Origin of the sequence: Pseudomonas sp. Pseusp11, from assembly GCF_047304405.1 — a bacterium.
Classification (GTDB): Bacteria; Pseudomonadota; Gammaproteobacteria; order Pseudomonadales; family Pseudomonadaceae; genus Aquipseudomonas.
Genome location: NZ_JBGLZF010000004.1, coordinates 87,400 through 111,796, shown reverse-complemented (window position 1 = coordinate 111,796; position 24,397 = coordinate 87,400). Strand labels below are relative to the sequence as shown.

24 protein-coding genes are annotated in these 24,397 nt (G+C 61.2%); 13 read left to right on the top strand and 11 right to left on the bottom strand.

The window, feature by feature from the left end; all coding sequences use genetic code 11:
• Nucleotides 1-63 precede the first annotated feature (63 nt).
• The 3 genes from ACCC96_RS04585 (at nt 64) to ACCC96_RS04575 (ending at nt 4,014) form a co-directional block, all read left to right on the top strand.
• On the top strand, nt 64-1,713 hold the full coding sequence (locus tag ACCC96_RS04585) for an acyl-CoA dehydrogenase family protein (protein ID WP_413695106.1): 1,650 nt from the start codon (nt 64-66) through the stop codon (nt 1,711-1,713).
• 94 nt (nt 1,714-1,807) lie between these two features.
• Nucleotides 1,808-3,307 (top strand): AMP nucleosidase, encoded by a 1,500-nt coding sequence (gene amn / locus ACCC96_RS04580; protein ID WP_018925774.1) that lies wholly within the window; start codon nt 1,808-1,810, stop codon nt 3,305-3,307.
• A gap of 71 nt (nt 3,308-3,378) precedes the next feature.
• The gene (locus ACCC96_RS04575; RefSeq protein ID WP_413695105.1) at nt 3,379-4,014 is read left to right on the top strand and encodes a pseudouridine synthase; all 636 of its coding nucleotides are present in this window, start codon (nt 3,379-3,381) and stop codon (nt 4,012-4,014) included.
• On the opposite strand, the gene ACCC96_RS04570 is transcribed toward ACCC96_RS04575, so the two are convergent.
• Together ACCC96_RS04570 and ACCC96_RS04565 are read right to left on the bottom strand one after the other, a co-directional pair.
• Nucleotides 4,009-4,218 carry a DUF2788 domain-containing protein gene (locus ACCC96_RS04570; RefSeq protein ID WP_007937369.1) on the bottom strand — a complete coding sequence of 70 codons (210 nt, stop codon included), beginning with the start codon at nt 4,216-4,218 and terminating at the stop codon, nt 4,009-4,011. The two genes, ACCC96_RS04575 and ACCC96_RS04570, sit on opposite strands and share 6 nt — an antisense overlap.
• Before the next feature lie 228 nt (nt 4,219-4,446).
• Complete coding sequence (locus ACCC96_RS04565; RefSeq protein WP_007937367.1) at nt 4,447-4,926, bottom strand: Lrp/AsnC family transcriptional regulator; 480 nt, start codon at nt 4,924-4,926, stop codon at nt 4,447-4,449.
• Nucleotides 4,927-5,374: 448 nt separating this feature from the next.
• On the opposite strand from ACCC96_RS04565, the gene ACCC96_RS04560 reads away from it, so the two are divergent.
• Complete coding sequence (locus tag ACCC96_RS04560; protein ID WP_413695104.1) at nt 5,375-6,472, top strand: DUF6515 family protein; 1,098 nt, start codon at nt 5,375-5,377, stop codon at nt 6,470-6,472.
• Here ACCC96_RS04560 and ACCC96_RS04555 read toward each other — a convergent pair.
• Nucleotides 6,466-7,362, bottom strand: a complete 897-nt coding sequence (locus ACCC96_RS04555; RefSeq protein WP_413695103.1) for a cation diffusion facilitator family transporter — start codon at nt 7,360-7,362, stop codon at nt 6,466-6,468. The two genes, ACCC96_RS04560 and ACCC96_RS04555, sit on opposite strands and share 7 nt — an antisense overlap.
• Before the next feature lie 29 nt (nt 7,363-7,391).
• Nucleotides 7,392-7,811 (bottom strand): polyribonucleotide nucleotidyltransferase, encoded by a 420-nt coding sequence (locus ACCC96_RS04550; protein ID WP_413695102.1) that lies wholly within the window; start codon nt 7,809-7,811, stop codon nt 7,392-7,394.
• A gap of 97 nt (nt 7,812-7,908) precedes the next feature.
• Between ACCC96_RS04550 and hrpB the strand changes: the two genes are divergently transcribed.
• On the top strand, nt 7,909-10,425 hold the full coding sequence (gene hrpB / locus ACCC96_RS04545; protein WP_413695101.1) for an ATP-dependent helicase HrpB: 2,517 nt from the start codon (nt 7,909-7,911) through the stop codon (nt 10,423-10,425).
• A 149-nt stretch (nt 10,426-10,574) separates the two neighbouring features.
• Here the strand turns inward: hrpB and ACCC96_RS04540 are convergent, their stop codons facing one another.
• Entirely contained in the window at nt 10,575-11,654 is a 1,080-nt protein-coding gene (locus ACCC96_RS04540; protein ID WP_413695100.1) for an endonuclease/exonuclease/phosphatase family protein, read from the bottom strand.
• 74 nt (nt 11,655-11,728) lie between these two features.
• Entirely contained in the window at nt 11,729-12,403 is a 675-nt protein-coding gene (locus ACCC96_RS04535) for a YciC family protein (protein WP_413695099.1), read from the bottom strand.
• A 177-nt stretch (nt 12,404-12,580) separates the two neighbouring features.
• Between ACCC96_RS04535 and ACCC96_RS04530 the strand changes: the two genes are divergently transcribed.
• The 3 genes from ACCC96_RS04530 (at nt 12,581) to ACCC96_RS04520 (ending at nt 14,719) form a co-directional block, all read left to right on the top strand.
• Complete coding sequence (locus ACCC96_RS04530) at nt 12,581-13,354, top strand: DUF2076 domain-containing protein (RefSeq protein WP_413695098.1); 774 nt, start codon at nt 12,581-12,583, stop codon at nt 13,352-13,354.
• A gap of 251 nt (nt 13,355-13,605) precedes the next feature.
• Nucleotides 13,606-14,085, top strand: coding sequence for an NYN domain-containing protein (locus ACCC96_RS04525; protein WP_018925783.1), 480 nt, complete (start codon nt 13,606-13,608; stop codon nt 14,083-14,085).
• Between the two features lie 22 nt (nt 14,086-14,107).
• Nucleotides 14,108-14,719: a PolC-type DNA polymerase III gene (locus ACCC96_RS04520; RefSeq protein WP_018925784.1), complete on the top strand. Its 612-nt coding sequence runs from the start codon at nt 14,108-14,110 to the stop codon at nt 14,717-14,719.
• A 137-nt stretch (nt 14,720-14,856) separates the two neighbouring features.
• On the opposite strand, the gene ACCC96_RS04515 is transcribed toward ACCC96_RS04520, so the two are convergent.
• Nucleotides 14,857-15,309, bottom strand: coding sequence for an Lrp/AsnC family transcriptional regulator (locus tag ACCC96_RS04515; protein WP_019650907.1), 453 nt, complete (start codon nt 15,307-15,309; stop codon nt 14,857-14,859).
• Nucleotides 15,310-15,473: 164 nt separating this feature from the next.
• Here ACCC96_RS04515 and yedA point away from each other — a divergent pair, with 164 nt between their 5' ends.
• A complete protein-coding gene (yedA, locus tag ACCC96_RS04510; RefSeq protein ID WP_413695097.1) occupies nt 15,474-16,406 on the top strand; it encodes a drug/metabolite exporter YedA in 933 nt (310 codons plus the stop codon).
• Nucleotides 16,407-16,471: 65 nt separating this feature from the next.
• Nucleotides 16,472-17,806 carry a DEAD/DEAH box helicase gene (locus ACCC96_RS04505; RefSeq protein WP_018925787.1) on the top strand — a complete coding sequence of 445 codons (1,335 nt, stop codon included), beginning with the start codon at nt 16,472-16,474 and terminating at the stop codon, nt 17,804-17,806.
• A 117-nt stretch (nt 17,807-17,923) separates the two neighbouring features.
• Here ACCC96_RS04505 and ACCC96_RS04500 read toward each other — a convergent pair whose 3' ends face one another.
• Nucleotides 17,924-19,165 (bottom strand): TIGR03862 family flavoprotein, encoded by a 1,242-nt coding sequence (locus tag ACCC96_RS04500; RefSeq protein ID WP_413695156.1) that lies wholly within the window; start codon nt 19,163-19,165, stop codon nt 17,924-17,926.
• Between the two features lie 185 nt (nt 19,166-19,350).
• Nucleotides 19,351-20,271 carry a histone deacetylase gene (locus ACCC96_RS04495; protein WP_018925789.1) on the bottom strand — a complete coding sequence of 307 codons (921 nt, stop codon included), beginning with the start codon at nt 20,269-20,271 and terminating at the stop codon, nt 19,351-19,353.
• 90 nt (nt 20,272-20,361) lie between these two features.
• On the opposite strand from ACCC96_RS04495, the gene ACCC96_RS04490 reads away from it, so the two are divergent.
• From ACCC96_RS04490 to ACCC96_RS04480, 3 genes are all read left to right on the top strand, one after another.
• A complete protein-coding gene (locus ACCC96_RS04490; RefSeq protein WP_413695096.1) occupies nt 20,362-20,931 on the top strand; it encodes a GNAT family N-acetyltransferase in 570 nt (189 codons plus the stop codon).
• A 109-nt stretch (nt 20,932-21,040) separates the two neighbouring features.
• A complete protein-coding gene (gene tesB, locus ACCC96_RS04485) occupies nt 21,041-21,910 on the top strand; it encodes an acyl-CoA thioesterase II (protein ID WP_019650913.1) in 870 nt (289 codons plus the stop codon).
• Nucleotides 21,907-22,500 carry an HAD family hydrolase gene (locus ACCC96_RS04480; RefSeq protein WP_028938856.1) on the top strand — a complete coding sequence of 198 codons (594 nt, stop codon included), beginning with the start codon at nt 21,907-21,909 and terminating at the stop codon, nt 22,498-22,500. The genes tesB and ACCC96_RS04480 overlap by 4 nt, the downstream gene beginning before the upstream one ends.
• Nucleotides 22,501-22,532: 32 nt before the next feature.
• Here ACCC96_RS04480 and ACCC96_RS04475 read toward each other — a convergent pair whose 3' ends face one another.
• Together ACCC96_RS04475 and ACCC96_RS04470 are read right to left on the bottom strand one after the other, a co-directional pair.
• On the bottom strand, nt 22,533-23,495 hold the full coding sequence (locus ACCC96_RS04475; RefSeq protein WP_413695095.1) for an alpha/beta hydrolase: 963 nt from the start codon (nt 23,493-23,495) through the stop codon (nt 22,533-22,535).
• On the bottom strand, nt 23,495-24,388 hold the full coding sequence (locus ACCC96_RS04470; protein ID WP_413695094.1) for a neutral zinc metallopeptidase: 894 nt from the start codon (nt 24,386-24,388) through the stop codon (nt 23,495-23,497). The genes ACCC96_RS04475 and ACCC96_RS04470 overlap by 1 nt, the downstream gene beginning before the upstream one ends.
• Between the last annotated feature and the right edge of the window lie 9 nt (nt 24,389-24,397).

Here is a 24,397-nt window from a genome sequence, read left to right as displayed (position 1 = left end):
CTTTGTTCAGCCTCGGGGCGGTGCTTAACTGAAAATCCCTTGGCTGACCAAAGGAGTCCCGTCATGAACCTGCATCAGTTCGCCGAAACCCACGAAGTCACCAACCAGCCACCGTCGCTGGACGGCACCAACCTCTATCGCATCGACCTGCCTTTGCAGGAGTGGTCGCGGCGGTTCGATGCTGGTTGGGCCGAGTCGCGGATCGACGCTTACGGCGCATTGGCCGGCGGGCCGCTGATGGAGGCCGGGTTTGCGGCCAATCAGAGCAAACCGGTGTTCGTCAGCCATGACCGTTACGGCCATCGCATCGACCTGGTGGAGTTTCACCCGGCTTATCACCAGTTGATGCGCACGGCGGTGGAGCATGGCCTGACAGGGTTGCCCTGGACCGATCCGCAACCGGGCGCCCATGTGGCTCGCGCGTCCATGACGTATTTGCACAGTCAGGCTGAGGCTGGCAGCGGTTGCCCATTGACCATGACCTTCGCCAGCGTCCCGGCGATGCGCCTGCAAGCGGATCTGGCCCGGCAATGGCTGCCGAAAATCCTCGCCACCGAATACGACCCACGCAATGTCGGGATGGCCCATAAGGCCGGGGTCACCATCGGCATGGCGATGACCGAGAAACAGGGCGGCACCGATGTTCGGGCCAACACCACCAAGGCGTTTCCGGTGGGGGCCGGTGGGCCGGGCCAGGCGTATGAACTGGTGGGCCACAAGTGGTTCTGCTCGGCGCCAATGTGTGACGCCTTCCTGACCCTGGCCCAGACCGACAAAGGGCTGACCTGTTTCCTGCTGCCGCGTCATCGCCCGGATGACACGCGCAATCAGTTCTACATACAGCGGCTGAAAAACAAACTCGGCAACTGGTCCAACGCCTCCAGCGAGGTGGAGTTCCGTGGCGCCCTGGCCTGGATGGTCGGCGAAGAGGGCCGGGGCGTTCCGACCATTATCGAAATGGTCGCCATGACCCGTTTCGATTGCATGGTCGGCTCCAGCGCGCTGATGCGCCAGGCCTTGACCCAGGCCAGCCATCACTGCGCCCACCGCCAGGTCGGTGGCAAGTTGCTCAGCGAACAACCCTTGATGCAAAACGTGCTGGCCGACCTGGCCCTGGAAAGCGAAGCCGCCCTGGCGTTGAGCCTGCGCATGGGGCGAGCGCTGGATCATCTGGATGACGACCACGAAGCGAAATTCGCTCGATTGGTGACGGCAGTGGGCAAGTACTGGATCTGCAAACGCGCGCCCGCGATGATCAACGAAGCGGCCGAATGCATGGGCGGCGCCGGTTACGTCGAAGAAAGCATCTTGCCGCGACTGTACCGTGAGGCACCGGTCAACTCGACGTGGGAAGGTTCCGGCAACGTGCAATGCCTCGATGTGTTGCGCGCGTTGTCGAAAGAACCGGGTGTGCTCGATGTGCTGTTCAACGAGTTGGGCGATGGCCATGGCGACAAACGCCTGGCCACACACATCGGCCAGTTGCAGAAGGCGTTCAAGGACACCGACGACATTCAATACCGCGCCCGCCAGCTCACCGAAGACATCGCCTTGGGGCTTCAGGCCAGGCTGTTGCTGGAGGCGGGTAATGCGGCGGTCAGTGATGCGTTCATCGCCGGCCGCCTCGGTTCGGCCGCTCGGGTGTATGGAACGTTGCCACGTGGGCTGGATGTGCAAGCGATTGTGGCCCGCTCGACACCGCAGGGCTTCTGAAGGGCGAAAAGATCGCAGCCTTCGGCAGCTCCTACAGGCGTGTGAAGGCTACGATCTTTTTTCACTGTTCCCGTGAAGCGATGATGCAGGCAAGATGAAGGTCTGCAAGTCAGAACACAGGAAGCTGATCGTGACCGAAGCGTTTATTGTCGTTCAAACCGCCGAGCAAGCCGTTGATCGGCTTGCTGTCTTGCACGAGCGTGCAACCACAGCGCTGAATCAAGCGCTCAAGCGTTATCTCAAGGATCGCGTCGAGCCGGACGCTGAACAGCGTGCCCTGTTTCGCTATCCCGAGTTGCGTCTGACCTACCTCTGCCAGGGCGAAGTCCCACAGACCACTCGCGCCTATGCCAAGGTTCAATTGCCGGGGACCTACAGCGTCACCGTCACTCATCCGGCAGCCTTTCGCAAATACCTGCTGGAGCAACTCGTTCCGTTGATGCACGACTTCACCGTGACCGTGGAAGTCGGTGTCAGCCAGCAAAACATTCCTTATCCATATGTGGTCGAGCAGGGCGATGAACTGGCCGGCTCTGGCGTTACGGCGGCGGTACTGGCGCGGGTGTTCCCGAGTACGGATCTGTCGGCCGCCACCGATGGCATCGCTGATGGCTTGTACGATTGGGAAAACACCGATCCGCTGCCATTGGCCCTGTTCGATGCCGCGCGGGTGGACTTCTCCCTGCGCCGACTGGTGCACTACACCGGCAGCGACTGGCGGCATGTGCAGCCGTGGATTCTGCTGACCAACTACCACCGTTACGTCGACCAGTTCATCGTTCATGGCCTGGAACAACTGCGCAAAGACCCGCGTTTTGTGCGCATGGTGTTGCCGGGCAACGTGATCATCGAAAAGGGTATGGACCACGGCGAAGCCTCGGCGATTGCCGCGGGCGTGGTCTGGCATCGTTACCAGATGCCGGCCTATCACCTGATCGCCAGCGACGGCCATGGCGTGACCCTGGTAAACATTGGTGTCGGCCCGTCCAACGCCAAGAACATCACCGACCATTTGGCCGTGCTGCGTCCGCATTGCTGGCTGATGATCGGCCACTGCGGCGGCTTGCGTCAGTCGCAGACCATTGGCGATTACGTGCTGGCACACGCTTATATGCGTCGCGACGGGATTCTCGACCGGGTGGTGCCACCGAACATTCCGATTCCGGCCTTGGCCGAAGTGCAGTTGGCGTTGCAGCAAGCGGCGGCCAACATCACCGGCGAGAAGGGCGACGAACTGAAGAAGCGCCTGCGTACCGGCACCGTGTTGACCTACGACGACCGTAACTGGGAGCTGCGCTGGGCGCAGGAGCGTCCGCTGATCAACCTGTCCCGCGCCGTGGCGGTGGACATGGAAAGCGGCACGATTGCGGCCCAGGGTTATCGCTTGCGGGTGCCCTACGGCACGTTGCTTTGTGTGTCGGATAAACCGCTGCACAGCGAAATCAAACTGCCGGGGTCGGCCAACGCGTTCTATGAGCGCGCGGTCAGCCAGCACTTGAAGATCGGTATCGAGGCGGTGGATCTGTTGCGCACCGAGCTCAACTCGCTGCACTCACGCAAACTGCGCAGCTTCGACGAGCCGCCGTTCCGCTGATTGTTCTCATGGTCATTTGACGGTTGGGGCACTAGCATTAGCGGCCCTGACCGTTAGATGTTCCTTTGCTCATGTCTCGTCCTCAACGTCCCGACTCTCGCCGCCCAGGCGCGAACAAACCGCAATCAGCCCCGCGCCGTGTCGCCAAAGCGCCACCGGCCGAGCCGAGGCTGATTCTGTTCAACAAGCCTTTCGATGTACTGACGCAGTTCAGCGACGGCGAAGGGCGGGCGACGCTCAAGGACTTTATCGAGATTCCGGGGATTTACCCGGCAGGACGGCTGGACCGTGACAGCGAAGGCTTGTTGCTGCTGACCAACGACGGCCAGCTTCAGGCGCGGATTGCCGACCCGAAACACAAACTGGCCAAGACTTACTGGGTGCAAGTGGAAGGCGAGCCAACCGCCGAGCAGTTGCAGCGTTTGCGCGAGGGCGTCGAGCTGAACGACGGTATGACCTTGCCGGCCGAAGCGCGACAACTGGATGAGCCGCAACTGTGGCCACGCAACCCGCCGGTGCGCTTTCGCAAAAGCGTGCCCACCAGTTGGCTGGAGTTGGTGATTCGCGAGGGACGCAACCGTCAGGTGCGGCGCATGACCGCGGCGGTCGGCTTGCCGACGTTGCGCCTGGTGCGGGTCAGAATCGGTGACTGGTCGATCGAAGGGCTCGATCAGGGCCAGTGGAAGGAAGTGCCGGCGCGTTTATAGCGTGCCGGATTCGATCAGGCCGATGACCACGCTTTTGATCACGAATGCGGCCACGCCCAACCCCAGCACAAAGAACAGAATGAACGAGCCGAAGCGTCCGGCTTTGGATTTTTTTGCCAGATCCCAGACGATGAAACCCATGAAAATGATCAGGATGCTGACCAGGCCAGTCATCATCCACTCTTCGAAAACTGCAGGATCCATCGAATATCTCCAGCGCGGGCGGGGCTAAAAAGGCCGGAGGAGTATACGCCAAGGGGGATTGGCGGGGGTATTGACCTGCGTCGGATTGTGGCGAGGGAGCTTGCTCCCGCTGGGGCGCGAAGCGGCCCCAAAATCTGTGGCCGAGTTTAATCAGGCACACTGCGTTCACTGGTTTTACGACTGCTTCGCAGCCGAGCGGGAGCAAGCTCCCTCGCCACAAAGGCATTCTCAGCTGCGCAGATGGGTTAACGGCAACTCGGTGCTATTGAGCACCTGGTTCAACACGAAACTCGACCGTACACTCGTCACCCCTTCAATTCGGGTCAGATGCCCCAGCAGCAGCTTCTGATAGTGATCCATGTCCGGCACCACCACCTTGAGCTGATAATCCGCATCCATCCCGGTCACCAGGCTACATTCCAGCACTTGCGGTAACGTGCGAATGGCGGCTTCGAAGTTCTCGAAACGCTCGGGAGTATGGCGGTCCATGCCGATCAGCACGTAGGCGGTCAGGCTCAGGCCGAGCATCTTGCGGTCCAGCAAGGCGACCTGGCGGGAGATATAGCCATCGTCTTCCAGTTGCTTGACCCGCCGCGAGCAAGGCGAAGGCGACAGGCCGATGCGTTCGGCCAGCTCCTGATTGGAGATGCGCGCGTCACGCTGTAATTCCGCCAAAATACTCAGGTCGTATCGGTCGAGTTTGCTCATCAATCAGGCCTTTGTCATAACTATTGCGGCAGATTATCTATCCTGAGTTAAAAATTGCGCAAGTGATGTTTATTTGAGCAATCTTCGCAATCCTCTGCCGGCGCTCCGGGCCTATTCTTATCACCAGAATCACTGCTCGGACAAACAGTCCAGTGCGGCTCGCCCAATCAGGCCAGCTGCGGTCGCCACCCCCACCGGGGATGCGTCGGCCCCCGAGCTACACACTGTCCAGAAGACGGCGTGAGGTGAGCCGACGTCATAAGCGTCGAGCACGGACGAAGTTCTCAAAGGGAGGCCGACGGGTCTCCCTTTTTTCTTGCCCGCAATTTGGCATGCCCTTAATAAAAAGCCGCTCAATAAAAAAGTTACGTGACTGATAACCTGTTGCAGAACCGGCCTGCGCTTTCCCAGTCTTACGTACAGGCCCTAACCCGCCGTGAGGAAAAGCATGAAATCGCGCATCTGGCGTTTGGCCGGTGTTGGTTTGCTGTGTGTGAGTGTCACTGCACAATCGCTTGCCGATGAACCACAGAACCGCGGCCCCGATGGCGGGCAGCATGGGCCTGATCATCGGGGCAATGAACAGGGCCAGGGCCGTGGCGGCAGCAATCAGCCACGCCCGCAGAACACCGAAATCATTCGTGGCGACAACAGTCGCAAGTTTGAGCTCCACGACCAGAATCAGGGTGGCCAGTGGCAGAACCGGGCGCCGCACGAGTCCAACAATCAGGGCGGCCAGTGGCAGAACCGTACGCCGCACGACTCCAGCGTTCAGGGTGGCCAGTGGCAGAACCGTCCGCTACACGATCCAAACGTTCAGGAGCGAGCGCCGCAACAACCGAGTAATAATCTGCCAATCCAGAGTCGGCCCGATACCGTGCGCCAGACCCAGGAACCGCGGCGTGGCTACTATCAGGACGAGCGGTGGCGTAACAATTACAACCAGCCATGGCAGACCGGGGGGCGGGAGCCGCGTCACGATGACCGTCGCTGGCCCGGTCGCCCGGATGGGCACGGTAATGGCTGGGGCCCCGGTCCGCAGTATCGTCCGGGGTACGTGATCGACCGCTTCCCGGAGGAGCGTCACTTCCGTGTGCCGTATCGTGGCCAGGATTATTTCTATTCCGGTGGGTATTGGTATCGCCCGCAAGGCCCGCGTTATGTGGTGGTTCAGCCGCCTCGAGGGATTCGTGTCAGCTATTTGCCCGATTACGCCCGTGAGGTGTGGATCGGTGGCACGCTGTTGTTCCTGGCGGCCGGCGCGTATTACGCCTACCAGGAGAGCACTCAGGATTACGTCGTGGTCGAACCGCCCGTGCAGCCGCAACCGGTGAGCAATGGTTATGACGTGGTGGCGTACCCGGCCAACGGTCAGTCGCCGGAGGAAGTCAGTCGGGACGCTTATGAATGTTATCGCTGGGCCGTGCAACAGAGCGGTTTCGATCCGCGCACCGCTACCTACCGACCGGATCCGTCGGTGGTGCAAGCTTACCGACAGGCCCAAGGCAACTGCCTGAGCAGTCGCGGTTATCAGGTGAGTTACTGAGCCCTGGCAGCCTTTACCACTTCCTGCGGGTCGGCGTGCACCAGCACTTCGGCTCGCGGGTAAGCGGCGTGAATCGCATCGGCGGCTTGATCGCTGATGCCGTGGGCGACTGACAGGGTCAAGTCCCCCGGCAATTCCAGATGCAATTGCACGAACCACTGGTTACCGGAAATCCGCGTGCGCAAGTCGTGGGCGCCCAAAACCCCCGGTACGCTGCAGGCCAGTTCGAGCATGTGCTGGCTGACATCAGTCGGTAACTCTTCATCCATCAGCACTGCAAAACTTTCCCGGGCGATCTGAATTGCGCTCCAGAGGATGTAAGCCGCGATCCCCAGACCGAACCAAGGGTCGACTTGCTGCCAGCCAAACCCGGCCAGCACCAGCGCCACGAGAATGCCGCCGTTGAGCAGCAGGTCCGAGCGGTAATGCAAGGAGTCGGCGCTCACCGCGTTGGAACCGGTAGCCTTGATTACCCGGTGCTGCAACATCAGCAGGGCCACGGTCAGGACGAGGGAGAACACAATCACCCCGATGCTGAGCCACGCTGCGCCTATCGGCTCCGGATGTTTCAACCGTTCGATCGCCTGCAAGGCAATCAGCACTGCGCTGCCGCCAATGAACAGCGCCTGAGCCATGCCCGCCAATGATTCGGCCTTGCCGTGCCCATAACGATGATCGTCATCGGCCGGGCGCAAGGCGTAATGCACGGCCATCAGATTGAGCAGCGAGCTGACGCCGTCGAGTGCCGAGTCGGTCAACCCGGCGAGCATGCTCACCGAGCCGCTCAGCCACCAGGCGATGGCTTTGGCGATGATCAATATGCACGCGACCGCCACCGAGGCGCGCGTCGCCAGCCGCAGCAGGCGGGCGTGGTCGGTAGGGGTAGTCATCAGTGCTGTGGTTCCTTCAAATGCACGAATTATGCGGCCGGTTGCAGGCCGAACATGGCCAGTTGCTGGGCGTTGCCCTTGTGCTGGATCAGACGCGGATCGTCCAGCGGGAAGCTGCGGCCCAGTTCACTTTCGAGAATAGTCTGCAACTTGTGGTTATCGACCTTGCCGTCGGCACCGATGGCTTCCTTGAGTTTTTCCGGGGCCACCTGAGCGGTCCGACCGGGCTCGAAGTAAATGGCACCCGTGGCGAAGTCCACCGCAAAGGCAATCAGGCCGGGGATGATGTAGAACAGCAGGCCCACGGCATCCAGCGCAGCGATGGCCGGGTCGATCTTGCCGTCGATCTGGCCGCGACGATCCGGGTAGAAAATCGAACCGCAGGCGGTCACCTGGGTCAGCAAGGACGCGATCAATACACCGCCGATCAAGCGAAAGGGAGCACGCATTTGAAATCTCCTGGGTTATCTGGAAACGAAGCATCGTCGATATGAATTAGGACCGCGCTGAACGCCGTTATACTCGGCCCTCTGTTTGGGAGCCAGCATGATTTCTTTGCCAATTGATGAAGTTTTACCCGCCCTGCGTGAAGCCCTCGCTACACGCCACGAAGCCGTGCTCGAAGCACCGCCCGGTGCCGGTAAAACCACCCGGGTGCCGTTGGCCTTGCTCGATGAGCCGTGGCTGGCCGGGCAGACCATTCTGATGCTCGAACCGCGCCGGTTGGCGGCGCGGGCGGCGGCAGAGCGCTTGGCCAGTGAATTGGGCGAGAAGGTCGGCGAAACCGTGGGCTATCGCATTCGTCTCGACAGCAAGGTCGGCCCCAATACCCGCATCGAAGTGGTCACCGAAGGCATCCTCACCCGGCGCTTGCAGGATGACCCGGCACTGGAAGGCGTGGGCTTGCTGATCTTTGACGAGTTCCACGAACGCAGCCTCGATGCCGACCTGGCCTTGGCCCTGAGCCTGAATGGCCGGGAGCTGTTCCGCGACGATCAACCGCTGAAAATTCTCTTGATGTCGGCGACCCTGGAAGGCGAACGCCTGGCCGGGTTGCTGGATGACGCGCCAATCCTGCGCAGCGAAGGTCGCATGTACCCGGTGGCGATGCGCTGGGGCCGGCCGTTTCAGCCCGGTGAGTTCATCGAGCCAAAGGTGGTGCAGACCATCCTTGATGCGCTGAACGATGAGACCGGCAGCCTTCTGGTATTTCTGCCGGGGCAGGCGGAAATTCGGCGGGTGCATCAACAATTGGTCGATGCGCTGGGCGAGGGCACGCCTGTGTTGCTGTGCCCGTTGCACGGTGAACTGGACCTGGCGGCGCAGCGTGCGGCGATTGATCCGGCGCCTGCGGGCAAGCGCAAAGTGGTGCTGGCCACCAACATCGCCGAAACCAGCCTGACCATCGACGGTGTCCGCGTGGTGATCGATGCCGGGCTGGCGCGCGTGCCGCGTTTCGACCCCGGCAGCGGCATGACTCGCCTCGACACCCAACGCATTTCCAAAGCCAGTGCCACGCAGCGCGCGGGCCGGGCCGGGCGTTTGGAGCCTGGCGTGTGTTATCGCTTGTGGTCGCAGGATCAGCACGAACAACTGGCGGCTTACGCCAGTGCGGAAATACTCTCGGCGGACCTTGCCGGGCTGGCCTTGCAACTCGGTCGTTGGGGCGTGACACCGGGGCAATTGGTTTGGCTCGATGTGCCTCCGGCAGCGGCTTATGCACAGGCTCAGGATCTGCTTGAGCGTTTGGGTGCGCTGGAGGGTGAAGCGCTGACCCGTCATGGTCAGGCCATGGCCGAACTGCCGGCCCATCCTCGGATCGCCCATTTGCTGTTGCGTGGCCAGGCGCTCGGCCTGTCTGACATGGCCTGTGATGTCGCGGCACTGCTCGGCGAGCGCGATATCTTGCGTGGTGCTGGCGCAGACCTGCACAGCCGACTGGTGCTGTTACCCGGTGAAGAGCGGGCCGCTCGCGGTGCGCAGGGCGGTGTTCAACGGGCTCGGCAACTGGCGCGGCAGTATCGCGGTTATTTGCGCGGCAAAGCGTCGGAGCCGGTCAGCGATCCCGAACATCCGCGTTGGCTCGGTGCGTTGCTGGCATTGGCTTATCCCGATCGGGTCGCCCAACAGCGGCGGGCCGGTGGCGCTGAATATCGCCTGGCCAACGGTCGTGCGGCATTGTTTGCCGAGGCGGACAGCCTGATGAAGCAACCGTGGTTGGTGATCGCCGATCTGGGCAGTCGTCAGGGCCAGCGTGAAGAACGGATTTATCTGGCGACGGATTTTGATCCGGCGCTGTTCGACTCCGTGCTGGCCGAACAGGTGCGGTGCGTCGATCAACTGGATTGGGATGAGCGCGAAGGTGTGCTGCGGGCCGAGCGTCAGCGCAAGGTCGGCGAGTTGATCCTCAGCCGCGAACCGCTGACCGGGCTCGATGAAAGTGCTCGCAGCCAGGCGTTGGTGAATCTGGTGCGGCGCAAAGGTCTGGAGCTGTTGCCCTGGACGCCAGAGCTGCGTCAGTGGCAGGCGCGGGTGGCGTTGTTGCGGCAGTTGGATCTCGCGGGTAAAGGCGAGAGCGAATGGCCGGATGTCAGCGACGCAACATTGCTCAAAAGCCTCGAACACTGGCTGATGCCCTATCTGGGGAAAGTCTCGCGGCTCAGTCACTTCGCCAATCTGGACCTGTCGAGCATCGTTCACAACTTGCTGCCGTGGCCGTTGCCGCAACGGCTGGATGAGCTGGCGCCGCATCATTTGAGCGTGCCGTCGGGTTCATCGATTCGTCTGGATTACAGCGAGCAGCCGCCGATTCTGGCGGTGCGGTTGCAGGAGTTGTTCGGCCTGGCCGAGACCCCGCGGATTGCCGGTGGCCGGCAGGTGGTCAAACTGCATTTGCTGTCCCCGGCGCGGCGGCCAGTGCAGGTGACTCAGGATTTGGCGAACTTCTGGCGCAGTACGTATGCCGAGGTGAAGAAGGATTTGAAGGGGCGGTATCCGAAGCACTATTGGCCGGATGATCCGCTGGTGGCCGAGGCGACGGCGCGGGTTAAGCCTCGTAAGTAGCGCACGGATTTTTGTGGCGAGGGAGCTTGCTCCCGTTGGGCTGTAAAGCAGCCCCAAATTCTGTCACATCATTTTTCAGGTGCGTGGCGTCAATCGGTTTACGACTGCTGCGCAGTCGAGCGGGAGCAAGCTCCCTCGCCACAGGTGTTTTATGGCGCGGCCGGCAACAGAAACCGCGCAATCACCGGCAAATGATCGGAAATGCGCAACGTATCGTCCTGCCGCACCCGCGCTTCGACCCGTTTGATGCGCGGGCTGTAAAACAGGTAGTCGACGGTCCGGTCCGGCCCGTTCAAGCCGGGATCATTCGGGTAATGGGTCAACCATTGTGCCCGGTCGATACCGCTGGCTTCGTTGTTGGTGGGGATCATCGGGTATTTGTCCCACAGCACATGCAGCGCGCTGTCGGCAGAGTAGGGCGTGCGTTGCTCGGCGGGCAGGCGTTGATACTGGCCCAGTGGCAACAGATTGAAATCTCCGCCGATCAACCACGGCGTGCCGCGGCTTTCGAACTTGTCGAGCACCTTGGCCACGGCGGTCACTTGGGTTTGCAAGGTATCGTCGAGCTGGGTGGCGCGGTCCAGATGGGTGTTGAGCACGGCCATCTGGCCACCGCCGTTCAATGGCAGGTACGTGACCAGCAAGGCGTCTTTCGGCTTGAACTGACGGCTGATGACATTGGCCGGCGTGACCGGCAATTGCAGGCGTTCGGCGTGTTCGATCCGGTAGCGGCTCAGGGTCGCCAATTGCCGGCCAACGCTGCCGAAAATATGCGGTTCAGGTACGAAGTCGGCTTTCCAGTCGAAGGCCTGAGTGCTGCACGGATACAGGTCGGTGACCCGATCCTGAAGTAATTTGAACTGGTTCTGGTAGTCGCTGGCCTTGGCGCCGTCATCGAGTTCCTGCAACAGCACGATGTCCGGTTGCTCGTCGCGAATCACCCGCGCCACTTCGTCGAGGCTGAAGGCCATGTCTTCAGGTGTAGGGGATTCGTCGTCTCCTGCGGCCAGGTCGTTCCAGAACACATAGCGCTTGCCAGCCAGATACTGGACGTTCCAGGTCATCACCTTCAGCGCCTGGCCGGGCACCAGCGTCGGCGCCTGGGCGTTGCAACTGACCGGCAGCGCTTCCTTGGCGTCGGGGCGCCAGGTCAGGCTGTAGATCAGCAATGCAATCAGGCTGATGGCGATCAGCAGGCACAGCAGGGTGTAGCGCAGTAGACGGGGCATCGCTCGGCTTATCGCGTTACAATATTGACCCCGAGCATAACCGAGAGCCGCGCCAAAGCCCAAGGGTAGAGCGGTCAGAGCCGCTCATCAGATTTCTCGGGCGCATCGGCGATCAGCATGAACAATCGGAACAGCACCACGCTGGTAAACAGTTGCAGGAAGCTGTGGGCGCTGTCGATCAGCAGCGAGATCACCGGGTTCTGCGGGTCAGGGTAAACCGCCAGTGTCGCTCCCTTGAGCACCCACAGCGGGCCCATCACACAGAGAATGCACACCAGAATGCGCATGAAATGCCCGCGGGTCAGGCGCAGGCTTTCCTTCATCGCCGCCAGCGGTGCCAGGCCACGCAGCACCAACAGGTACTCGCCGAACGCCAGCGTCACCATCAGCCAGATGCCCGGCAGGAAATACAGCGACAGGCCGATCAGGATCAGCAACGTATTGAGGGCGGTCAGCACGGCGAAGCGCGGCCACAGGGTCGCAGCGGCGGCCAACAGGTCGCGGGTACGTGGCGATTCGCCTCGGCTGCGGGCATCGAGAAACAGGATCAGCGCGGCGGTGTACAGCGGATACACCAGCAAGCCGACAATCACACTGATGCCGGCGAAACTGTCCGGCCCGGTGGAGCGGTCGACCACTTGTTGCAGCAGCGCCTCGACAATCACCAGCGGCAGGCATAGCTGCACGATCTGGCTCAGATTGCGCTTGAAGAAATACAGAGAGTCACGCAGTACATCGAACGAATTCATCAGTCGGTATCGCAGGTTGAAAGCAGTGCCTCACTTTAACCGATCAACTCCTTCGGGGCACAAACGTAAACGTTCGGTAAAGGTCATTGAAACATCCTGTATCAGCCCCATTACTGGTGAGCACCTTATCCACTGTGGGTGAGGGCAATGATATTCCCGGCAATCTACGAGGTCGCCATGAACAGCGAAGAACAAACCCTGATCGATGGACTGTTTTCCCGGCTGCAACAGGCCGAAACGGACTCAGCCCCGCGCGACGCCCAGGCCGAAGCACGGATCAAGGAGCACCTGACTCGCCAGCCAGCGGCGGGCTATTTCATGACCCAGGCGATTCTGGTGCAAGAGGCAGCCATCAAGAGCCTCGACGAACAGAACAAGCAACTCACCCAGCAAGTGCAGCAATTGCAGGCCGAACTGCAACAGGCCAAGGCGCAGACAGCGGCGCCGGCGTCGAGCGGCGGCTTTTTGTCGAGCATCTTCGGCGGCGCTTCCCGTGATCCGCAGCCTGCGCCGACGCAAAGCGCAGCTCAATCGAATGGCGGCTGGCGTGAACCAGGACGGCCGTCGTTCAACTCGCAGCCGCAGCAAAACTTCGGTGCACCGCCTGCTCAGCAGAATTTCGGAGCGCCGCCTTCGCAGAATTACGCACCGCAACAGCCTGTCGGCAGCGGTTTCCTCGGCGGTGCGTTGAAAACGGCAGCGGGCGTGGCCGGTGGCGTGATGCTGGCGCAAGGCATCAGCAGCCTGTTCCATCACAATCAGCAGCCGGAAGTGGTTGAAGTCATCAAGGAAGAACCGGCCAAGGTCAACGATCAGAGCGATAGCAGCGGTTGGGGCAATGATCAGCGCGTGGCTGACAACTCCAGCGATCAGGGCGGTTTCACCGACGCGAATTACGACGATGACGGTTCATCGTTCTTCGGTGGCGATGACGACGACTCCTTCATCTGATTCACCTGTGGCGAGGGAGCTTGCTCCCGCTGGACTGCGTAGCAGGCCCTTGGGTTTTAAAGCAAGGGGGCCGCTTCGCACCCCAGCGGGACGGTGCGGCGTTCCGACAAGCTCCCTCGCCACACGGCCGATTATTCGCGGAACAATCCTTCTGGCTGGCATACTGGGCGACTTTTCGGGCCTGGAGCCTGATCCAGCCCGCGCGCCTGTGCGCCACGACCCCGCGCGCCAACGCGCTGAGAGGATGTACGGTGAAAAAAATCGCAGTGTTCGCCGATGTACAGAACCTCTACTACACCGTGCGCCAGGCCTATGGTTGCCACTTCAACTACGCCGCTTTGTGGGCTGACGTCAGCAAGCAGGGGCAGATCGTCGAGGCCTACGCCTATGCGATCGATCGTGGCGACAGCAAACAGCAGCAGTTCCAGCAGATCCTGCGCAACCTCGGCTTCGTCGTGAAGCTCAAGCCCTACATCCAGCGCAGCGACGGTTCGGCCAAAGGCGACTGGGACGTGGGCATCACCCTCGACATCATGGACGCCGCCGACCATGTCGACGAAGTGGTGCTGGCCTCTGGCGACGGTGATTTCGACATGCTGCTGGAGCGCATTATCGCCAAGCACGGCGTGCAGGCGGTGGCCTACGGCGTGCCGGGCCTGACGGCCAACTCGCTGATCCGCGCCGCCAGTCGTTACGTACCGATCGAAGGCGCGTTGCTGCTCAAGAATTGATTTTTACGGAGTTGAAACAGGTTTGGAACGCATAGCAGTCATCGACTTTGAAACCACCGGGATCTCCCCGAGCAGCAGCTGCCGGGCCACGGAAATTGCCGTGGTGATTCTTGAACAGGGGCGTATCGTCGAGCGTTACCAAAGCCTGATGAATGCCGGCGTGCGGGTGCCGGCGTTCATCGAACAACTGACCGGCATCAGCAACGCCATGCTGCGCACCGCGCCTTCGGCCGAGCAGGTGATGAACGAGGTCAACGAATTCGTCGGCATCACGCCGCTGCTGGCGCACAACGCTGCGTTCGACCAGAAGTTCTGGGACTACGAGCTTGGGCGAATCAAACGTACACGCTTGCAGAACTTTGCCTGCTCACTGTTACTCGCCCGCCGCCTGATGCCCGCCGCGCCGAACCACAAACTCGGCACCCTCACCACCTTCGCCAGTCTGCCCAATACCGGCAAGGCTCACCGGGCCATGGCCGATGCGGAAATGGCCGCCAACCTGACCGCGCATCTGGCGCAAGAGTTGCGGCAAAAGCACGGGTTGCGCGAGTTGTCCCATGATCTGTTGTGCAGCCTGCAGAAAGTGCCGGCGGCGAAGATCAATGAGCATTTGAAGCGGTATCGCGGGTTCTGACAGAAGCACTGCTGAACCCCTGAACCCCTGAACCTCTGTAGGAGCTGTCGAGTGAAACGAGGCTGCGATCCTTTGACTTTTAAGATCAAGATCAAAAGATCGCAGCCTCGTTTCACTCGACAGCTCCTACGGGGGAATTATTTTCCGTTTCCTTCCAGTTGACCCAACGGCACGCGCTTTTCGATGGCACTGGACAACACAATCGAGGTCTTGCTGAACCCGAACGTGGCGATCCGGTTGATCAACTCCTCCAGCTCGGGCATCGACCCAACCGCTGCTTGCATGATCACGCACGGGTCGCCAGTGACGCGATGGCATTCGGTGAGCTGTGGGATTTTGATCAGTTCGTCGTAGGTTTTCTGTTTACCGTGCTGGTTCAGGCGCAGCTCGATGACGCACTGGATCGGCAGGCCGATTTTGGACATGTCGACTTTCGCCTGGTAACCAGTGATCACCCCGCAGGCTTCAAGTTTGGCAACGCGTTCGGCCACCGCCGGAGCGGACAGGTTCACTTTGCGCGCCAGATCGGCGTAGGACGCACGACCGTTTTCCAGCAGGGCGCTGAGGAGCATGCGGTCGTATTTGTCCATCGTGGCCTACCTGAAAAATGACTGACTTTCGAAAGCACGGTTTATAGCGTCGAACTCCGTGTTTTGAAAAGTGTACCGGCGCTATAAACAGGTTTTGTAGCTTATTTTCCAGCGTTGGCCTTTCTAGAATAGCGGCTCTCCTTGTCTTGTTCATCGAGCTGCCCATGTCTGGTCTACGCCGTTTTTCCTTACCGCTGATCGCTGCTTTTTTCGCGTTGTACGTGATTTGGGGATCGACCTACCTGGTGATTCGCATCGGCGTGCAGTACTGGCCGCCGTTGCTGCTCGCCGGTATCCGCTTCGTGCTCGCCGGGACGTTGATGTACGCGTACCTGCGTTGGCGTGGAGCACCGGCACCGACCTGGGCGCAGTGGAAAGCGGCGGGGATCATCGGGATTTTGCTGCTGACGTGCGGTAACGGTGCGGTGAGCGTCGCCGAACACACGGGCGTGGCCTCTGGCGTGGCCGCGTTGGCGGTGGCGACGGTGCCGCTGTTTACTTTGCTGTGCGGATATTTCTGGGGCGCGCGTAATACCCGTCTCGAATGGGCCGGGATTGTGCTCGGGCTGACCGGTATTGCCATGCTCAACCTCGGCTCCAACCTGCAATCGAGCCCGTTGGGCGCAGCGTTGCTGGTGTTCGCGGCGGCGTCCTGGGCCTTCGGCTCGGTGTGGAGCAAACATTTGCCGTTGCCTCAGGGCGCGATGGCCAGTGCCGTGGAGATGCTGGTGGGTGGCGTGGTGTTGCTGATCGGCAGTGCGGTGAGTGGCGAGCGTCTGGAAAGTCTGCCGCCGATCGAAGGCTGGGCGGCGCTGGCGTACCTGACCATCTTCGGCTCGATCATCGCCTTCAACGCCTACATGTACCTGTTGAAACACGTGCGTCCGGCCGCGGCCACTAGCTATGCCTACGTCAACCCTGCGGTGGCGGTGTTGCTGGGGATCGTATTTGTTGGCGAGACCATCGGTATCGAGGAAGCGCTGGCCATGGCGGTGATCATCAGTGCCGTGGTGTTGATCGGGTTGCCGCAGTGGCGCCGTGGTACAGATCGGCCTGCCCCTGCCGTAGTGGTGCCGACAGAATCCCGCGCGAATTAGGGTAAACTGCGCGCCATTGCACACTTGTTTCGCACAATCGCGCTGATTTTTCCTACGGTACTCCCATGACTTTCGCCACCCTTGGCCTGATCGAACCCTTGCTGCGCGCCCTCGAGACGCTCGGCTACCAGACCCCGACGCCGGTTCAGGCGCAAGCGATTCCGGCGGTGCTGGCCGGTCGCGACCTGATGGCCGCGGCCCAGACCGGCACCGGCAAAACTGCCGGTTTCGCCTTGCCGCTGCTGCAATTGCTGGCCATGGAAGGGCCGAAAGTCAGCGCCAACTCCGTGCGCGCGCTGATTCTGGTGCCGACCCGCGAACTGGCCGAGCAGGTTCACGAAGCCGTGCGCCAGTACGCCGAGAACCTGCCGTTGAGCACCTACGCGGTGTACGGCGGCGTCAGCATCAACCCGCAAATGATGAAGCTGCGCAAGGGCGTCGACCTGTTGGTAGCGACCCCGGGCCGTTTGCTCGACCTGTTCCGTCAGAACGCGCTCAAGTTCAACCAGCTGCAAACCCTGGTGCTGGACGAAGCCGATCGCATGCTCGATCTGGGCTTTTCCGAGGAGCTGGGGAATATCTATAAAGCCCTGCCGAAGAAACGTCAGACGCTGCTGTTCTCCGCGACCTTCTCCGATGCCATCCGCATGCTGGCCGGGCAAATGCTCAACGACCCGTTGAGCATCGAAGTCAGCCCGCGCAACGTGGCCGCCAACACCGTCAAGCAATGGGTGGTGACGGTGGACAAAAAGCGCAAGCCGGAGCTGTTCATTCACTTGATGCGCAAGGGCAAGTGGAAGCAGGTGCTGGTGTTCGCCAAGACCCGTAACGGCGTAGACGCGTTGGTGGAAAAACTCCAGGGCCTGGGCGTCAATGCCGACGGCATCCACGGCGACAAACCCCAGGCAACTCGCCAGCGGGCGCTGGATCGCTTCAAGGCCAGCGAAGTGCAGATCCTCGTGGCCACCGACGTCGCTGCCCGTGGTCTGGATATCGAAGATTTGCCATTGGTGGTCAATTTCGACCTGCCGATCGTGGCCGAGGACTACATCCACCGCATCGGTCGTACCGGCCGTGCGGGTGCAACCGGGCAGGCGATTTCGCTGGTCTGCGCCGATGAAGTGAATCAGCTGTCGGCCATCGAGATGTTGACCCGTCAGACGTTGACTCGCCAGATGGAGCCGGACTTCGAACCTGAACACCGCGTGCCGGATACCGATGCCAGCGGTCAGGTGATCAAGAAGCCGAAAAAACCGAAGAAGCCCAAAACCTCCGGTGGCGGCAAGCGCAACCTGGGTAAATGGGTCGAGAGCGGTGAGGCGTCGGCGCCGGAGCCTTCGATCAAGCCGGTGCGTAAAGTGCCGGTATTCAATACCGGGCCGCGCAAGCGTAAGCCTTGATCCAGTAAAGATTGTTCCCACGCTCTGCGTGGGAACGCCTCAATGGACGCTCTGCGTCCGCTTCGAAAGGAACGCGGAGCGTCCCGGGTTGCATTCCTTTGCTGCGCGTGGGAACGATCAGTTTCGGTGCTTCAACCACTCCACCATCCCCAACCCCGCCGCTCGCCCACTGGCGAAACACGCTGTCAGCAGATAGCCGCCGGTCGGCGCTTCCCAATCGAGCATTTCCCCTGCGCAGAACACGCCGGGTAGTTGCTTGAGCATCAGACGTTCATCCATCGCCTCGAACATCACGCCACCGGCACTGCTGATGGCTTCGTCCAATGGCCGGGTTTTCACCAGCGTCAGCGGCAATGCCTTGATTGCTTTGGCCAGCAGCGCCAGATCGGCAAAGCATTCGGCCGGTGTCAGTTCCCGCAACAATGCTGCTTTCACGCCATCAAGCCCAAGCTGACTGTGCAGGTGTTTGGCCATGGAGCGTGAGCCGCGCGGTTTGCTCAGCGCCGCCTGGATTTTATCCACAGGCTTGCCTGGTAACAGATCGAGGTGAAGGGTTGCCGAGCCGTGTTGATTGATCGCTTCGCGGATCGCTGCCGACAGGGCGTAGATCAAACTGCCTTCAATCCCCGTGGCAGTGATCACACACTCGCCGAGTCGCGGCACGTCGTCATTGAGGCCGATGGCGATGTTTTTCAGCGGGCTGCCGGCGAATTTGCTGACCATCAATTCGCTCCAGGCCTGCACTTCGAAGCCGCAATTGCTCGGTTGCAATGGCGCCAGCCCTACACCGCGCTGTTCCAGCGGCAGCATCCAGGCACCGTCCGAGCCGAGACGCGACCAGCTGCCGCCGCCGAGTGCCAGCAGGCTCGCATCCGCGTGAACGGTTTTTTCGCCTTCGGGGCTGTCGATGCGCAAATCACCGTTGGTATCCCAACCGAGCCAGCGATGGCGGGTGTGGATAACTACGCCGGCATCGCGCAGGCGTTTGAGCCAGGCACGCAACAGAGGCGCGGCTTTCATGTCGGTAGGAAACACCCGGCCGGAGCTGCCGACAAAGGTTTCGATGCCCAAGTCATGAATCCATTGGCACAAGGCTTCGGCGCCGAACGAGCGTAACAGCGGGGCAATCTGCGGCGCCCGTTCGGCATAGCGTGAGAGAAATGCCGGGTAGGCCTCGGAGTGGGTGATGTTCATGCCGCCGACCCCGGCGAGCAGGAATTTTCGCCCCACTGAAGGCATGCCGTCGTACAGATCGACCTTGATCCCGGCCTGGCTCAACACTTCAGCCGCCATCAAGCCGGCGGGGCCGCCGCCGATGATGGCGACGTGAGGGGGGAGGGAAGTGGAGGACTGGGTCATGGCGAGAGCTGCGGCGTGGCGGAATAAGCCGCGCATTCTACCAGCCCTGCTCCCTGTGGGATGATTCGAGGGCTGGTTAAAAAACAACCACCACTCTGTAGCCTATATCCCGCATGGGCTGCAGGCCCTTTCACTCAGGTTATCCACAGGCGGCTCCACAGGCATTGTGGGTAAAGACTCACACATCAATGACAACCTGATGACTGCCACACCCGTTGGGCGCTGTGATGGAGGATGCCATGACGGCGCGCCAGGGCCTTGCGGTCCTTGCTGTAGCCGCCGCCGATCACGCCGACCACCGGAATATCCCGGCCCAGGCAATGGCGCATCACGCTTTCATCACGCGCGGCGACACCTTCGTCGGTCAGCTTCAGATAACCCAGGGCGTCATCCTTGTGCACGTCGACACCGGCGTCGTACAGCACCAGATCCGGTTGATAGAGCGGCAGCAAATAGTTGAGCGCATCGTCCACCACCTTCAGGTAATCGGCATCGCCCATGCCCATCGGCAACGGGATGTCCCAGTCGCTTTCGGCTTTGCGTGCAGGAAAATTCTTTTCGCAGTGCAGGGAAACGGTCACCGCTTCCGGGGTGTTGTGCAGGATTCGTGCAGTCCCGTCGCCCTGATGCACATCGCAGTCGAAGATCAGCACCCGATTCACCCGGCCACTTTCCAGCAGGTAATGGCTGATCACCGCCAGGTCATTGAAGATGCAGAACCCGGCAGGGTGATCGTAATGCGCGTGGTGTGTGCCGCCGGCCAGGTGACAAGCCAAGCCATGTTCCAGCGCCTGTTCGGCCGCCAGCAGCGAACCGCCGACCGCCCGCACTGTGCGCCGGGCCAGTGCTTCGCTCCAGGGCAGGCCGAGGCGCCGCTGGTCTTCGCGGGACAACTCGCCGCCCATGTAGCGTTCGATATACGCAGGGTCATGGGCGAGGGCGAGAATATCCGCCGGGCACAGGTCCGGGCGCAGCAGGTCGGCGTCGCGGGTCAGGCCACTGTCCACCAGGTGATCGCGCAGCAGGCGAAACTTGTCCATGGGGAAGCGGTGATCCGCCGGGAACTCGGGACTGTAGTCTTCGTGGTAGATCAGGGGCAGGGGCATGGCTGATTTATCGGGGAAGCCTGTAGGAATGAGTGAACGATCCTACCAGCGATGTAGACTTGCGGCATGGAAACAGAGGGGAGGGGCACGATGGAGCCGATACTGGAACTCGAAAGCGCACGACTGTCATTACGACAGTGGCGCGATGAGGATTTGCCGGCGTTTGCGGCGATGTGCGCCGATTCACAGGTGATGCGTTATTTTCCGGAGCCCTTGAGTCGGCTGGAAAGTGCCGCGCTGATCGGGCGGGTTCGCGGGCATTTTGCCGAGCATGGTTTCGGCCTCTGGGCACTGGAGCGCAAGGACACCGGAGCGTTCATCGGGTTTACCGGGCTGAGTGTGGTCGGCTTTGACGCACCGTTCACGCCAGCCATCGAAATCGGCTGGCGCCTGGCGCGCGAGCACTGGGGCCTGGGTTATGCCAGCGAGGCGGCATGGACCGCTCTGCGCTGTGGGTTTGATCGCTTGGCGCTGCAAGAGGTCGTGGCGTTCACCACCGAAACCAACCTGCCTTCGCAAAAAGTCATGCAGGCGATCGGCATGCACCATGCCCCCGCCGATGACTTCGAGCACCCGCGGCTTGCAGAGGATCATCCGCTGCGCCCGCACGTGTTGTATCGCATCACCCGTGAGCAATGGCTGCAAACCTTGCATGGATAAGCAGGCACGGACGTTTACAATGGCCCTCATGTTGAACCGGGCCATAAACTGAATCGACCGCCGCAGCCAAGACTGCGCGGCATTATTGCTCTGTGTGAGGAGAGTCTGAATGAGCCAAGTGTTGGAAGATCTGGTAGACCTGCTGACCCTGGAACCGATTGAAGAAAACCTGTTCCGTGGCCGCAGCCAGGACCTGGGTTTCCGTCAGTTGTTCGGCGGCCAGGTGCTCGGCCAGTCCCTGTCGGCGGCCAGTCAGACAGTCGAAGAGACACGCCATGTGCACTCGATGCACGGTTATTTCCTGCGTCCGGGCGATGCGAAGTTGCCGGTGGTGTATCAGGTCGATCGGGTGCGCGATGGCGGCAGTTTCAGCACGCGCCGGGTGACGGCGATCCAGAAGGGCAACCCGATTTTCACCTGCAGCGCCTCGTTCCAGTACGACGAAGAGGGCTTCCAGCATCAGAGCCAAATGCCGCAAGTGGTCGGCCCGGAAAATCTGCCGTCGGAATTGGAGCTCACTCAGCAGCGCGCACACCTGATCCCGGAGCACATGCGCGAAAAGCTGCTGTGCCCGAAACCGATCGAATTCCGCCCGGTGACCGAGAAAGATCCCTACAACCCGCAGCCTGCCGATCCGGTCAAATACGTCTGGTTCCGCGCCGATGGTGCGTTGGCTGACACTCCAGCGCTGCACAAATACCTGCTGGCCTATGCGTCGGACTTCGGCCTGCTGACCACCTCGATGCTGCCCCATGGCAAATCGGTCTGGCAGAAAGACATGCAGGTCGCCAGCCTTGATCACGCGTTGTGGTTCCACGCCGACCTGCGCGCCGATGACTGGTTGCTGTACGCCATGGACAGCCCGTGGGCCGGCAACTCGCGTGGATTCTCCCGTGGCAGCGTGTTCAACCGTGCCGGGCAACTGGTGGCCTCGGTCACTCAGGAAGGCCTGATTCGCCATCGCAAGGATTGGGCATGAGCCTGGCCGAAGTGCGGCACTGGGTGTTCGACATGGACGGCACCCTGACCGTGGCCGTGCATGACTTCGCGGCGATCCGCGTGGCGTTGGCGATTCCTGCAGAACACGACATCCTCACTCACCTCGCTGGGCTGCCGGCCGAAGAAGCGGCGGCCAAACATGCGTGGCTGCTGGAGCATGAGCGGGATCTGGCACTGGGTTCGAAACCGGCGCCGGGTGCGGTGGAACTGGTGCGTGAGCTGGCCGGGCGCGGTTATCGCCTGGGCATTCTCACGCGCAATGCTCGCGAGCTGGCCCATGTCACGCTGGAGGCCATCGGCCTGGCCGACTGCTTTGCGGTGGAGGATGTGCTGGGCCGCGATGAAGCACCGCCCAAACCGCATCCCGGTGGTTTACTGAAACTGGCCGAAGCCTGGAAGGTGCCGGCGAGTGAAATGGTAATGGTCGGTGATTACCGCTTCGACCTGGATTGCGGTCGGGCGGCGGGGACACGGACGGTGTTGGTGAACCTGCCGGATAATCCGTGGCCGGAATTGACCGATTGGCATGCGCGCGATTGCGTGGAGTTGCGGCAGCTGCTTTCGGCTTGAGAGATTGGGCGTCCGATCAGACGCCCCAAAACTCACTGCCCGAACAACGCCTTCTGCCCCTCGGGCGAGGTAAACATCCCGTCCCCATTGTGCCCGACGCCGGGCACTTCGATCAGCTGCTGACTCAACCCTTGAGGATGGCGCCGTTTCAGATAATTGAAATAATTGCGCCCGCGAATCAAACGAGAAGCGCCCTGGGCTTTGGCTTCGCAACTTTTATCCAGCGCCGGGTGATTCGGGTCGATGTCCTGCTGCCCGAGTAGATAAACGACGTCACGTTTGACGTAATTTTCTTCCAACTGCGCGGGCGTTTGCCCACCGGAATAGGCGGGCAAGTCCGCCAGCCCGTACTTCCAGCGGTTGAAGTTCGGGCACCCCGCGTGACTGAACGCCACCGGCCGTTGCTCATTGAAATAGGCATACGACGAAGGATTGGCGATCACATAGCGCACCTTCACCCCCGCTGTGTCGAGGGCTGGCTGAGGGTGGCTCAACAAGGCGTAACGCTGAACCACCTGAGCGCCACCGGAGTGACCGGCGATGACGATTTGCTTCACGTCCGGAAACTGTCGCCGATCACCCAGGCGAGCGATGATTTCGTCGAGCACCGCATAGGAGCTCAACGTAAACGGTGCTGTGGACAAGCCGCCGGCCATCCAGTCATTGCCCTGCCAGCGTAAAACGCTGTCAGGCACCGGGTGGCTCGCGATGTCGGTTTCATTGAGGAACTGCGGGGCGAGCACCAAGGTGTTCGCGCTTTGCCCGGCTTGCTCGACGGCATGCTCGGCGCTCTGGCGGTAGGTTTCAGCGTTGCGCAAACGACCATGGATGATGATCAGCACCCGTTCGATCTTTTCCGGCGGTGTCGGGCCGATGCCCACGGCGATTTCGCCGGCGCTCAACAGCAGGCGCCCGGAACTGATTGCCTTGACCCCATGCTCGGCCGCCTGGGTACTTGCGCAGGTGATCAACAGAGCCAGCAGCCACTTACGCATTACAGATTCTTCGCAGAAAAGGTATCGCACTGGCCGATCTCGCCCTGTGCGAATCCGGCTTTGAACCAGCGCACCCTTTGCGCTGACGTACCATGAGTAAACGAGTCCGGCACCACGCGGCCCTGACCTTGCTGTTGCAAGCGGTCGTCGCCGATGGCGTTGGCGGCGTTCAAGGCTTCTTCGATGTCACCGGGTTCCAGCCAGTTCAGGCGCTTCTGCGCATTGTTGGCCCAGACCCCGGCCAGGCAATCGGCCTGCAGTTCCTGGCGCACCAGCAAACCACCGTCGCCCTCCATTTGGCGGCCCTGTTGGCGAGCGGTTTGAATCTTCGCCGAAACACCGAGCAAGGTCTGCACGTGGTGTCCGACTTCGTGAGCGATCACGTAGGCCTGGGCGAAATCACCTGCGGCGGAAAAGCGTTGCGACATTTCCTGGAAGAAACTCATGTCCAGGTAGACCTTCTGGTCCGCCGGGCAATAGAACGGACCGGTCGCCGACGTCGCCAGGCCGCACGCCGAGTTCACCTGATTGCTGAACAGCACCAGGGTCGGGTCTTTATATTGCCGACCGGCCTGCTGGAAAATCTGGCCCCAAGTGTCTTCGGTATCGCCGAGGATCGAGCGCACGAATTCGGCGCCTTCATCATTGGCCGGTGGTGCCTTGCGGGTTTGGGTGGTGGCCGGGGCCGATTGCTCGCTCATCTGTCCGGTCAGTTGGCCGAGGATCTGCAACGGGTCCTGGCCGGTGATCCAGCCGATCCCGACGATCAGCAGGATCGCCGTCAGGCTCAGGCCCTTGCCTCCACCGAAGCGCATCCCGCCGCCGCCACCGCCGACATCATCGCCACGGGCATCGACCACGTTGTCGCTGCGTCGGCCTTTTTTCCAAAGCATGGGGAGGAA